We start from the raw sequence: 13,166 nt of genomic DNA on the forward strand, positions 1-13,166 counted from the left end.
CATCTTTTCAAATGCAGCATTATCCTTCTACTAAAATATACATATTACCTGTTCTGCCTATGTCTTTATCCTATAATTGCCTTAATTTCAGCTTCGCTCATATCGGTTACATCCATGATCTGCTCTAAGGAGTAGCCTTTCTTATGCATTTTCAGGATAATATCGGCTCTTTCTTCCGTTCTTCCAATGACCTTGCCTTGTGCTTCACCCTTGACTATTCCAGCGGCTTCGCCCTTGGCATATCCCATCTCTTCTACGCCTTCACTCAGATTACACATAACGCTCACCTCTTCCTTTATACCATTTCTGTCTACCGGTATGTTATACTCCTGTTTCATAAGCTTTAATTTTTGTTCTGCCGTCATTGTCTGTGACAATAGCGTTCCAAGCAATCGATGCAATTCATATTGTTCTTCCTTTGGCGGAATCTCCTTTGCCAGCCCGATCATCACAATGTTAGGGATATCCAGATTGCCTTTCCAGTCCTGTTCGCCAAGTAAATCATCCTTTACCATATGAATATGACTCAGACTGTTCTCTTTCATATTCATACAGATCCAGATGGAATACACCTGTTTGATCTCGTTATAATCAGAACCCGTAAATTCCCGCTCTTTCTGGGATGACACCAGTCTTGCAGTGTAAAAGATTGCCCGATTTAAGATATGATATTTTGTCGGTTCATTTTTCTGGGCCTCCAGATTGATGATCATTTTTGCCAGTCCATCCCGCATCCGTACATAGAAGATAATATCAAAATATATCTTTCCTTCATCAATCTCAGAATTCTCAGTATTCAACCCGACAATTCGTTCACCGGTTCTGGCATCCACCGTATCTTTGTTCGTTAATCCGGGTTCAACCGGAATCTGGCTGATATACGGTTCCCCTTCGATCAATGATGCAACCGTATCTGCATCCATACCTTTAAATTCATCTACTACCCTGATCAGTATATGCGCCAGTATGATCTTCTGTCCAAGCAGCCGCTTGGCACTAGCATCATACTGTGCTTTCTGATCAGTAGCCTTGGAGGAATATACAATTTCGTTATTCATGTTCCCTCTCCTTTCCCGATAGAACAGAATAACATGCATATTTTAGCTTTGTATATTGCCTCCGTCTCTCCAAGTTTGATTGTAACGGATATTAGAAAGGAAAACAAGTTTATAATTATTTAATCTTCCATGTCTTTACATATCCGATGGATTTCTTTTTCAACTGTTTCTTTAAAGCTGTCTTTGCTTTCTTTGTGCCTTTCACAGTAATGGTTGCTTTCTTATTAATGCCCTTGAACGCATTCTTACTGATGGTCTTAAGCTTTCCTGCTGTAACTGTGATCTTCTTCAGATTCTTACAACCGGAGAATGCTTCTTTACCGATCTTCGTTACATTACTTCCGATCGTGACCGTTGTCAGCTTCTTGTTACCCTTGAATGCTTTATCGGAAACCGCAGTTACTTTATAAGTAACACCTTTCACTTTTACCGTTGCAGGAATGGTCAGCTTCTTGGCTTTCTTATCAGTAAACTTCGTAATTGTAACAGTCGGATTCTTCTTCGAAGATGAAGTTACCTTTACCTGGAGCTTCTTAGATGAAATGGTAAGAGTTGTGCCTTTCTTCGCCGGAGTTCCAGACGCGGGTGTTGCGTTTTTTCCAATTAATTTGACTGGTATATTATTCTCTATGGCATATTTATGCACTGCGGAATTCTTATAACAGGAGATTGCAAGACTATCGCAGCCATGAAACACATCATAGTCTATGCTTGTTACACTTTTTGGAATCGTTATACTCTTTAAACCGCTACAGTCCCCAAATGCACCCAATCCTATACTGGTCACACTGTCTGGGATTGTTATACTTGTTAAACCACTACAACCCATAAATGCATACGCCTCTATACTGGTCACTCCTTTCGGGAGCATTATACTTTTTAAGCCTCTACAACCTGAAAATGCATTCCATCCTATACTTGTTACCTTCTTGCCTCCAATCTTTCCCGGAATCACAAGCTTTGTCTTATTCCCTGTATACCTGGTAATAGTAATTCCACTTTCATTTTCTTCATATGTTAGATTGCCATATGATTCTGCTTGCGATGTCATACCGATTCCTCCACACAGCAATACACACAGAACCAGTCCCAAGCCTGCATAGATCAGGCTTTTTATCTTCTTTTGTATCATTTTTCTTTCATCCTCCTTGCTCATTCCTTGCAAATTTCTACAGTATCTTTACTTATTATCGGTCGACCCGTCCTTTTACCTCTCACCTCTCATTGCGCTTCATATTTATTCATCAATATCCCTGCTCTATTTTTTCTAACCGGTACAGGCTGAAAAAACGGCATAAATATTATAAAAAAAAAAAGAGTCGTCAATATGCCAGGGGAAATTAATAAAAATATTCTGCAAATATGCAAGTTATTACATCCAGACATGCTGTTTGTTACATCAACCGTTTTTTCATTCCTTTTTCTGGTATGGTTATGTTGTCGACAAAACAGGCGCCGGATATTACGAGGAATTAAATTTATGTACAATGAAAATGAAAAAAGAAACGTTACTGTCTCACAGAAAGGTAACGCTATACAGTCTGCCGCATTAAACATCCATCAGCTTTTCCCATCCCGGACCAAAGATGAATGTCTATTAGAATTAAAGAAGAATCCATCCGTTTACCGGACATATCTGAACTGGCCTGACAAATGGAAAAACCGTTTTCTGGAATTCATGGAAGGCAAGAAAAGTCTGCCATTGACCTATGATCCATTTTTCAAGAAACTGTTCAACCCGGATGTATACCCGGAACGGTTATCACGACTGATCAGCAGTATCATCGGCACAAAAGTAACCGTAAAATGTATCCTGTCAAATGAGGACAGCATGCTGCCATCAACCTCTCTCCTGCTTCTGGATATCATTGTTCAGTTAGAAGATGGTTCGATCGCAAATGTGGAGATCCAGAAGATCCCATACACCTTTCCGAGTGAGCGGATGTCCTGCTACTCTGCTGATCTTCTACTTCGCCAGTACACCAGAGTAAAAGGGGAAAGAGGAAGTATATTCACCTATCAGGATCTGAAAACCGTTTATACGATCGTGATGTTTGAAAACAGTCCAAAAGAATGTAAAGATCCCGAATTATCCGATATCTATCTGCATCATGGAAAGGCTGCATTTGATACCGGGATCGACTTCCATCTTCTGCAGGAATACTATGTTGTTGCACTTGACGTCTTCCAAAAAAGTAAGTATTCTAAAGATATCAACGAACTTAACGCATGGTTATCCCTGTTAACGGCAACTACCCTGGATGACCTTGTAGCACTGATATCCGACTATCCGTGGATGGAAGCCATCTGCATGGATATGTCAGAATATCTGTATCACCCGGAGGAGGTTGTTACCATGTTTTCTGAAGCATTACGAAAATTGGATGAAAATACCGTCAATTACATGATCGATGAATTGAAAAAAGAACGGGATGAAGCGATTACTGCTTTATCTGAGAAAGATGCAGCTCTGTCTGAAAAGGATGCAGAGATTGCGGCGTTAAAGACTCAGCTGGCATCGTTAAATAAATAGTAGCTCTTACTCTCATAGAATATAACAAAAACCCCTGTCCATTTCCGAATCTATGATGGAATAGATTTGGAAATGGACAGGGGTTTTCCCTTTGCATGCTCTTCCATCCAGTAATACATGATTTGCGATTACCAGCTTGTCTGAACGCTCCGTCTGCTTTACCACCATCCATAATGTATAACAGCCATCTGCTGTTATATATTCCTGCTCCGTTGTATCTTCCGTCTCTGCACAGACCTTCGTCACAGATCCCATACCACTGACAAAGCCTGCTCCGGACTGTCCTGCTGCCACGACCAAAGCCATAGCTACCGCCATCATTCGTAACCTTCTTTTTCCCATCTTCTCTCCTTCTTCTCCCTGTAACAAAAAAAATCTAACTGTCTGATATAACAAACCGGAGAATACTTGTATAACAAATATTCTCCGATTCATAATACCAGAATTATTCCAACCTGTAAATTAGGCTCTGAGTTCGATGCCCAGCTTTCCTAATTCTTTTACAAGCTTCTCAATGATCTTATCGACTTCACCAGCCTCTAAGGTTCTGTCTTTTGCACGGAATGTCATCGTGTAAGCAACAGACTTCTTACCGGCTGCGATCTGCTCGCCTTCATATACATCAAAGAGCTTATAGCTTTCAAGCAGCTTGCCGCCGCATTTCTTTATCAGTTCTTCTACCTGTCCAACAAAGATTCCCTTGTCCATAACCATACTTAAGTCTCTGGTACTTCCAGGGAACTTTGCGATACCTTCATACTTGATATCGAAGGACGACAGTGCTACGACATTTGGCATATCAAGAACTGCTACATATATCTCACCCTTTAAATTATAGTTATCACAGGTTTCCGGATGAAGCTGACCGAGATAACCAACAACGGTATCGTCCTTTACGATATTTGCCTGACGACCCGGATGCAAGAACGGATGCTCTGTTGTAGGAACATAGGTACAGATATTCTTCATACCAAGGTTATCGAATAACTCCTCGATCACACCCTTTAAGTTGAAGAAATCACCCTCGCCGTACATACCGATTGTGAGCTTCATACGTTCTTCCGGAAGCTCTGTCAGTGGGAGCTGCTTTGGAAGATATACATTTCCGAACTCGTACAGACGTGCAACCTTATTCTTACGATTGAAGTTCGTTGCAAGAGAAGTCAGCATACCATTTAAGGATACCGTTCTCATGATACTGAAATCCTCACCCAGCGGATTTGCGATCGTAATCGCCTTTCTGTAAATGGAATCAGCAGGAAGCAGTAATTTGTCAAATACCTTCGGGCTTTCAAATGAATAGCACATACCACCGGAGAATCCGTTTCCTTCCAGAATGTTTCTTGCAATGTCATAGATTCTATGGCTGTATGGCTTCTTACCTACGGTAGCTTCACCCTTTGGAAGTGACATCGGAATCTTATCATATCCATAGAAACGGGCAACTTCTTCTGCCAGATCTGCCATGCAGTTTAAATCCTGACGGAAGGTTGGAACAGTAAGTGTCTTTGCTGCTTCATCATATGTTAATTCCAGCTTACCAAATATATCAAGCATGGTCTTTTCATCAATATCGGTACCAAGAAGCTTGTTGATCTTTTCAGGCTCAAACGGAAGCACCTTAGGCTGTACAGGATCCGGATATACATCAACCATACCGCCAACAACTTCACCTGCACCCATTTCTTCGATCAGCTGGCATGCACGGTTGATTGCTTCTTCTGCAAGATTTGGATCAAGTCCCTTTGTAAACTTGAATGCAGCATCTGTTGCAAGTCCGAGTCTTCTGGATGACAGACGGATATTGGTTCCATCGAAACAGGCTGCTTCAAATAATAAGGTCTGGATATCATCCGTTACCATGGAGTTCTCACCACCCATGATACCTGCGATACCAACTTCTTTTTCTCCGTCACAGATCATCAGAACATCCTTATCCAGCTTTCTTTCCTGACCGTCAAGCGTCACAAATGTATCGCCATCCTTTGCGCGTCTGACAACGATCTTATTTCCTGCAATTGTGGACAGATCATACGCATGCATTGGTTGTCCATATTCTTCCATTACATAGTTTGTGATATCAACCAGATTGTTGATCGAACGGATTCCCTGTGAAGCAAGTCTCTCTCTCATCCATTTTGGTGATGGGCCGATCTTTAAGTTCTTTACAACTCTTGCGCAGTAACGCTTACACAGATCTGTGTCCTGAACGTCTACAGATACATAGTTATTTACATCTTCATCATTTCCTGTTTTCTTGATCACCGGTGGGTAGAATGGCTTGTCAAATGTAACAGCAGCCTCTCTTGCCATACCGATCATGGAAAAGCAGTCTACACGGTTTGATGTAATCTCATATTCTACAACAACATCATCCAGTCCCAGTGCCTTTACCGCATCATCACCCGGCTTTACATCTGCTTCCGCAGGGAATACATAGACACCGTTTTCCGGTGCTTCCGGATACAGTTCTCTGGATGATCCAAGCTCCTCAATCGCACACATCATACCATAAGATGGCACGCCACGAAGTTTTCCTTTCTTGATCTTGATTCCATCAGCAGGAAGCTCTCCGCCATCGTGTCCGCCTGCTACTTTACCACCGTCAAGTACGGTAGGAACCAGATCTCCTTCTTTTACATTTGGTGCTCCGGTTACGATCTGAAGCAGCTCATCTGCTCCGATATCGACCTGACATACAACCAGTTTGTCAGCATCCGGGTGCTTTTCTATCTTAACGATCTTACCAACTACGATCTTTTCAAGATTCTTGTCTTTCTTCTCAAAACCTTCTACATGTGAACCGGAAAGTGTCATTGCATCGACAAATTCCTGTGCCTCTACGTCAAGATCAGGCACATATACTTTTATCCATGAAAGTGGTGTATTCATTTTTCTATCTCCTTTTCCTGTTTTTTAGAACTGCTGTAAGAAACGTACATCGTTTTCGTAAAGAAGACGCATATCGTCGATTTCGTATTTTAACAGTGCTACACGCTCCAGACCGATACCAAATGCAAATCCTGAATATTCCTCCGGATCAATGCCACAGTCATGAAGTACCTTTGGATGAACCATACCACAGCCAAGGATCTCGATCCAGCCGCTTCCCTTACATACACGACAGCCCTTTCCGCCACATTTGAAACAGGTTACATCCATCTCTGCTGATGGCTCTGTGAATGGGAAATGATGTGGACGGAACTTAACCTTTGTGTTTTCACCGAAGAATTCCTTTGCCCACTGCTGTAAGGTTCCCTTTAAGTCAGCCATCGTAATGTTCTTATCGATAACCAGACCTTCTACCTGATGGAAGGATGGTGAATGTGTTGCATCTACTTCATCAGCTCTGAATACTCGTCCCGGTGAAAGAATACGGATCGGAAGGTTGCCCTTCTCCATGATTCTTGCCTGTACCGGAGATGTCTGTGTACGGAGCAGGATATCCTTTGTAATATAGAAGGTATCCTGTTCATCCTTTGCAGGATGATTTGCAGGGATATTTAATAATTCGAAATTATATTTATCATATTCAACTTCAGGGCCTTCTACGATCTCATAGCCCATACCGATGAATACACGTTCCAGATCTTCAAGAGCGATCTGATTCGGATGTCTGTGTCCATCGATCTTCTTGATTCCCGGAAGGGTAACGTCGATCGTTTCGCGCTTCATCTTCTCTGCACGAAGTGACTGATTGATCTTCTTTGACTTTTCCTCTAAGGCTGTCTCAATTGCCTGTCGTGCCTCATTTACCATCTGTCCAACCTTTGGTCTGTCTTCAGGTGCTACATCTTTCATACCCTTTAATACCTGGGTCAGTTCACCTTTTTTTCCGAGTACAGATACCTTTACATCATTTAAGGATGTCAGCACATCTGCTTCATTGATCTTGGCAAGTGCTGCTGCTTTGATTGCCTCTAATCTGTCTTTCATCTTTCATTCTCCTTATTTATATTTTCTCAATATTTGTGAATAAACATGCGGAATATTCCTGCTTGGGATACACCCTCCTGCCTCCCGGCCCGATGATGTACACAAAAAAAGCCCCAGTCCACAAAGGGACGGAGCAACCGCGATACCACCCTGATTCTGACATCCGGTCTTCCCGGCGCTGTCAGCACTCATTCTATGTTATAACGGTCATAACCCGTTATCTCCTACGCTTCCGTTTAAAGAATTCTCAGAGATAAAACTCGGATGTGAAATTAAATGAAATATGGTGCTCGATCAGGCTTCCAGCCGATGACCCGATCTCTCTGTCAGACATATCCCATCTTTTGCATCTTCAACGTCTTCTCTTCCATCCGCTTATAGTCAGGATGGTTAAAACTATACTTAAATATAGCACATTTTTAATATGTGTCAATAACTTTCTGCGATCACCCATTCAGATTTTTCTGTTGAATAGACAAGTTTTGCCTTCAGATTCCCATGCCGGTCAGATAACAGGATCTCAGAACTCACACCTGTTGCCGGATCTGAGGCAACGACTTTTCCATTTTCTGACAATGCAATCTGAAGCGGAATTCCACCATTCATATACAGGGTAATACTGCCCATTCCCATTGCTTGAAACATTTCAGAAAAATACTTTGATTTATCTGAAGAATTCGCCATGTCTGCGTAACCGGAAGCAGTTGCACAAATCAACTTTCCTGATCCTGAACCACCATCCGTTGAACCTTTATAAGTCACTGCACGGATCGCATAGCCATCTTCTTCCGCATCCACAACCATATTTACAACGGATTTCTCAATCTCTGATGCCGTATCAAGATATACCTGCAGTCTGGATTTTTTTACATATTTGATAAGTGCCGGTGCGAGTGCACCTGCAAGAATTGCCATGATCGCGATCACAATGATCAGCTCTACAAGTGAAAAACCTGAATTCTTCCATGTTCTTCTTTTCATATTAAACTTTCCTCCATTTATTGAACGATTTCCCCTCGTCTCATATACGCTTAGTATATTTCTCTCCTGTCGTTTTTTCAACTATTTTTTATAAAACTTTAATCTTTTTTAGTTCTTTTTTTATGAAGGTCTGTGTGGATTTTCCGGAATACAGACCGGATCTCATCACGGAAGAACAGATTCAGCTCTGCTCCCAAAAGCAGGATATACATACAGATATACAGCCAAAGCATTGCGATGACCATGCCTCCAAGATTGCCGTACATATAAGTATTGATTCCAAAATAAGTAAGATAGGATGAAAATGCCGCTGATAACAATACCCAGCAGACAGTTGTGAATACCGCCCCCGGTATTGCTGTCTTCAAACGCAGATGATTATCCGGCAGACGACAATAGATTAGTAAAATAACTGCAAATACCAGTACCGGCGCAGTTAACAGTCTGGAATAAAAGAAAATCTTCTCGGAATAATCCACCCAGTTTGTCTTTGCAAGAATATCTTCCATGATTGTATTGCCAAGAACGTATACACCGACCAGTGCGATCAGCATCACGCAGAATATCAGCGTATATAATGCATTTGTCAGTCTTCGTAATATATAATTCTTGGTATCCTTCGTCCGATCCATAAAATTGAGTCCTCGTTCGATCGCCATCGTTCCTTTTGCCGCCGACCAGACTGCTACGACTGCTGACACGATCATCGTCGTTCCAACCTGCGTACTGTAGATTTCATCGACCATAAAGCTGAGTGTCTCTGCCATCTTTCCCGGTATCATCTCCGCTACCAGCTCTATAAACTCCGCCTGTGTTACCGGAAGAAAACGAATGCCGATCAGGAGCATCATTGCAAATGGAAAAAAAGAAAGCAACAGAAAGAAAGCCGCCTGTGCCGCAAACGCAGACAACTGATTATCCTTGTTGATCCTCATTGCTCCCTGAACCATCCGTACAACTGTAAGATTCTGGATCCATTCGATTTTCTCTTTCACCCGGTTTACTTTATTCTTCATTTGTTTTATTTCCCGTTTCTCTCAATTTCTCAAGTTCTGTTCCATTATAATAATGAGACAGGATCTCCTCATATCCATATCCTGCTTCTGCCAGATCATTTGCCCCATTCTGGCTCATGCCGACTCCGTGACCAAAGCCGCCACCATGCAATTGATAATTTCCCTCTTTATCCTGCGTAATATAAAAATACGCACTTGGCAGCAGATCAAAACCTGATGTTTCACTTCCATCCTGTTTCCGGATCACAACATCCGGTGAACACAGAAGTTCACGGATCTCCATCTGCCCTTCAATCGTAACAGAACTCTGTTTCCCGTATAATACCATATTCCGGGCAATTCCGCTATTTCCTCTTTTCGTGACCCGGACTTTCTCAATCTCTCCGGTCTGATCTGTGATATCTGCACCCGCAAGTGTCTGTATCTGATCTGCCGTCAGCGTAACCTGCCAGCGGTAAAATGGTTCTTCTTTCTCAATACTGTTCACATAGACCGTCTGATCGATAAATGCACGGAATACCTCTTCCGTTGACAATCTGCCATCCCCTATCTGAAAATATCCATGATCGAGCATAACAGTTGCATCTCCTAACCGTTTCCGATCCGCCTCTGTATAAATCTCCAACTGATCATTCAGATAATCTAACTTCTCTCCACCCCAGACGTCATCATTCCGGCATGTCGTTCCACAGGAAGTTGAAAAGAAATATGCATTTACCACATCCCCGTCATTGGTCAGGATCTGTCCCTCAGTTTCCTGTACTGCATGAATCGTTTCCTCTGTTTCAAATACATTGTTATATACCTGACTGGCAGTTGTGTCATCCAGATCCGCCCCATATTCTTCAAATGCACCATCCTGGATCCTTCTAACTGCATAGCTTCTTGCACATACCGCCTGTGCCTTCAGCGCCTCTTTCTCATATGAGGAAGGCATCTCACTGGAAACAACCGCATACAGATATTCCTCAAACGCCAGTTCGTTTACAATACAGTATTTATTCCCCTGTTTTTTTATCTGCAGCTTTCCCCGATAGGACGGTGCTCCTTCTGATTTATGAAAGCTCTCTATTGTCAGTTTTCCATATTGCTCCGGAATGATCGTTAAGGAAACCGGATCTGCGTCCCCGGTAAGCTCTGCCAGATCAATCTCCGTTCCTTTCTTATAGCTTGTTTCTGTTTGCCCGCAGATAACACGAAGGTCCGAATCACTGCTCACCCGGACTTCTGACTGCCAGTAGCTTCCGTCATCGGACAACAGAACGCGGATCGTATCTGGCATGTTCTGCTCCGACAAAACAGGAAGCTCCGCTGTATGATCGGTCTGCATGGCTTCCCGTGCCTGTTTATCTGCCTGACTGTCCGACTCTTTTACAACACCGGCGCCTGCTGAATCCCGAAGATTTGATAATATGGAAATATCGGTCTGCTTATATTCTTCCGGTATTTCTTCTTTTTCTTTTACAGCATATTTTCCTGCATAAATGATCAAAACGACCAACAAGATCATCACACAAAAGGTTAAAAATTTTAAAAAATTTTTCATAAAATTCCAGTTCCTGTGACATAATTTATTTATACATGTGCTCTGCTGCACATGTATATCGAAAGAAAAAGCAGCATCATAGATGCTGCTCTCTTTATCATTTGTTGAAAACTGAAATGCGTTCCTGCATTTTGAGTCCTAGCCAATGCTAGGTGGGCAACCGCAACTGAATCTCTGCCTTCCACGTTTGAAGAGGCCTGACATCGCAAACAGCAATATAGGAATCCCTTTTATTCAAATGTAGGTTCAAAATCGCAAGAAGCTTAGTACATCTCAGCTTTAACGTAATTATACTATAGGCATACTACTCATGCAAGCCCTAAAATTTGGTTATTGCCTTCATTTTTTCAAATAGAAGAATTGAAAAGGAATGGCACTCTGTAGTATAATATGTTGTAGGTATGATTTTTTTTTATTGCATTTTATGCAGATCCAATCAATAATATGGCAGGTAATGAACTATGATCAAATCGATTCTGACAGTTGTTTTTGGCATATTACTTCTTCTTGCATTTATCGCTCTGATCGTCTGGTCTATCCAGGTATCAAAGGAAAAAATGGCAAACAAACGAAGCCGCCGGACAACTGCTGTGAAAAAGAAATATGAAGAGGCACTGGAAGGTGACACAGAGGCCGATATGGGTTACTGGTATAACAAAGAGGATATGGAAGATGGCGATGCGATCACCCGTCTCCGCTGCGAACATCATTTCAACAAACTGGAAGAATGTATCAATGATCTGGTTGTGGAAATGTATGACTGCGGTCTGGTGCGAACCGAAGAGCTCTATATGATCGCATACGGAATTGAAGCCCTGACACCGGACTCTCCTGTATTCCATATAACAGGCATATCCTCGGATGATGACGATGCTCCAGTCACCTCGCTTCCTCCGGTATCGACAGATGCACAGCGCAAGATCTATGAACGCTGGACCAGCTATGTAAATGCATTGCTGCAGCTTGTTGAGATCAGGACTTCAGAGGACAATAAAAAAGCGATCATTGACGGCCTTATGACCTACGGTCGTAAGAATCTGTTAACCCTGCTCTATAGTCCTGAATAAAAATATAGTAGAAGAATTAAGAATTAGAAAGACATATACATGGAACTTATAAAACCAACTTTATCGCAACTTGACATTTTAACTCCGTATCTGAGAGGTACCAGTATCAGAGACTGTGGTTTCTGTCCTGGAAATGCCATCTTATGGGCAGAGGAATACCATGTATCCTATACAATCCTCTCTGGTATGCTTGTATTTATATCAGAAGAAGGCGGAAAACCTTCTTCTTTTACGTTTCCGCTCGGCAAAGGCAAAGATTTTGTGAAAGATCTTCAGGATCCTGTCTATCTTCAGAATGCAAAAGCCGTATTTGAAGAAATCTGTGCCTGGTTTCAGTCAAAGGGTGTAACCCCCAGTGTCCACTGTGCGACACTGGAAATGTATGAAATCATCTCCGGCTGGTACGGCAAAAACTTCTCTTATACTCTGGATCCAGGTGATTTTGACTATATCTACACAGTAGAAAAGCTGACCGGTCTGCATGGAAAGAAGCTGCATGGCAAACGGAATCATATCAACAGCTTTCTGCGTAATTACCCGGATTATGAATACTATACAATCACAGATGAGCACATCGATGCCTGTCTTGCAGTCGCCAGATACTGGGTGGAAAAACACGATGTCCTGCAGCCGGATCTTGCAGAAGAACATGCTTATGAATATAATATCATCCGGAAAGCTCTTGCAAACAGGAAAAAACTTCAGATGACCGGAGGAATCATCTACGTCAATCACATCCCGTCTGCATTTACCTTAGGGGAACCGCTGACCGCAGATACCTTTGACGTACATTTTGAGAAAGCAGATGACAGTATTGACGGCATCTATCCTATGATCAATCAGTCATTTGTCACGCATGAGCTTCAGGCTTATACCTATGTAAACCGCGAAGAGGATCTCGGACTTCCCGGACTTCGTAAGTCTAAGATGTCCTACGTTCCGGATATCCTCTATAAAAAAGGAATCATTCAGTTAGCTGAAATCTGACAGCACTACTGAGTAATTGATAGAACAAAAGAATGGAGAGAC

11 protein-coding genes are annotated in these 13,166 nt (G+C 42.2%); 3 read left to right on the forward strand and 8 right to left on the reverse strand.

Going from position 1 to position 13,166, the window contains the following annotated elements:
* Positions 1-65: 65 nt before the first annotated feature.
* Together DXB77_RS08610 and DXB77_RS08615 are read right to left on the reverse strand one after the other, a co-directional pair.
* Positions 66-1,058, reverse strand: coding sequence for a hypothetical protein (locus DXB77_RS08610; protein ID WP_117823324.1), 993 nt, complete (start codon positions 1,056-1,058; stop codon positions 66-68).
* 115 nt (positions 1,059-1,173) lie between these two features.
* Entirely contained in the window at positions 1,174-2,190 is a 1,017-nt protein-coding gene (locus tag DXB77_RS08615) for a leucine-rich repeat domain-containing protein (RefSeq protein WP_118663031.1), read from the reverse strand.
* A 348-nt stretch (positions 2,191-2,538) separates the two neighbouring features.
* Between DXB77_RS08615 and DXB77_RS08620 the strand changes: the two genes are divergently transcribed.
* Positions 2,539-3,591, forward strand: coding sequence for a PD-(D/E)XK nuclease family transposase (locus tag DXB77_RS08620; protein ID WP_118663032.1), 1,053 nt, complete (start codon positions 2,539-2,541; stop codon positions 3,589-3,591).
* 12 nt (positions 3,592-3,603) lie between these two features.
* On the opposite strand, the gene DXB77_RS08625 is transcribed toward DXB77_RS08620, so the two are convergent.
* The 6 genes from DXB77_RS08625 to DXB77_RS08655 all read right to left on the reverse strand — a co-directional run bounded on the left by DXB77_RS08625 (position 3,604) and on the right by DXB77_RS08655 (position 11,070).
* On the reverse strand, positions 3,604-3,933 hold the full coding sequence (locus DXB77_RS08625; RefSeq protein ID WP_118663033.1) for a hypothetical protein: 330 nt from the start codon (positions 3,931-3,933) through the stop codon (positions 3,604-3,606).
* A gap of 120 nt (positions 3,934-4,053) precedes the next feature.
* The gene (gene pheT / locus DXB77_RS08630) at positions 4,054-6,483 is read right to left on the reverse strand and encodes a phenylalanine--tRNA ligase subunit beta (RefSeq protein WP_118663034.1); all 2,430 of its coding nucleotides are present in this window, start codon (positions 6,481-6,483) and stop codon (positions 4,054-4,056) included.
* A gap of 24 nt (positions 6,484-6,507) precedes the next feature.
* Positions 6,508-7,527, reverse strand: coding sequence for a phenylalanine--tRNA ligase subunit alpha (gene pheS / locus DXB77_RS08635; RefSeq protein WP_117808748.1), 1,020 nt, complete (start codon positions 7,525-7,527; stop codon positions 6,508-6,510).
* Positions 7,528-7,956: 429 nt separating this feature from the next.
* Complete coding sequence (locus DXB77_RS13320) at positions 7,957-8,508, reverse strand: type II secretion system protein (RefSeq protein WP_242996199.1); 552 nt, start codon at positions 8,506-8,508, stop codon at positions 7,957-7,959.
* Between the two features lie 98 nt (positions 8,509-8,606).
* Positions 8,607-9,524 carry a YihY/virulence factor BrkB family protein gene (locus tag DXB77_RS08650; RefSeq protein WP_117808749.1) on the reverse strand — a complete coding sequence of 306 codons (918 nt, stop codon included), beginning with the start codon at positions 9,522-9,524 and terminating at the stop codon, positions 8,607-8,609.
* A complete protein-coding gene (locus DXB77_RS08655) occupies positions 9,514-11,070 on the reverse strand; it encodes a SpoIID/LytB domain-containing protein (RefSeq protein WP_118663036.1) in 1,557 nt (518 codons plus the stop codon). The genes DXB77_RS08650 and DXB77_RS08655 overlap by 11 nt, the downstream gene beginning before the upstream one ends.
* Before the next feature lie 461 nt (positions 11,071-11,531).
* On the opposite strand from DXB77_RS08655, the gene DXB77_RS08660 reads away from it, so the two are divergent.
* Both DXB77_RS08660 and DXB77_RS08665 read left to right on the forward strand, forming a co-directional pair.
* Positions 11,532-12,137 (forward strand): hypothetical protein, encoded by a 606-nt coding sequence (locus DXB77_RS08660; protein WP_118663037.1) that lies wholly within the window; start codon positions 11,532-11,534, stop codon positions 12,135-12,137.
* Positions 12,138-12,176: 39 nt separating this feature from the next.
* Entirely contained in the window at positions 12,177-13,124 is a 948-nt protein-coding gene (locus tag DXB77_RS08665) for a phosphatidylglycerol lysyltransferase domain-containing protein (protein ID WP_117808751.1), read from the forward strand.
* Positions 13,125-13,166: the final 42 nt, after the last annotated feature.

The sequence above is a fragment of the Clostridium sp. OM05-9 genome, assembly GCF_003481465.1.
GTDB classification, from domain to species: domain Bacteria; phylum Bacillota; class Clostridia; order Lachnospirales; family Lachnospiraceae; genus Coprococcus; species Coprococcus ammoniilyticus.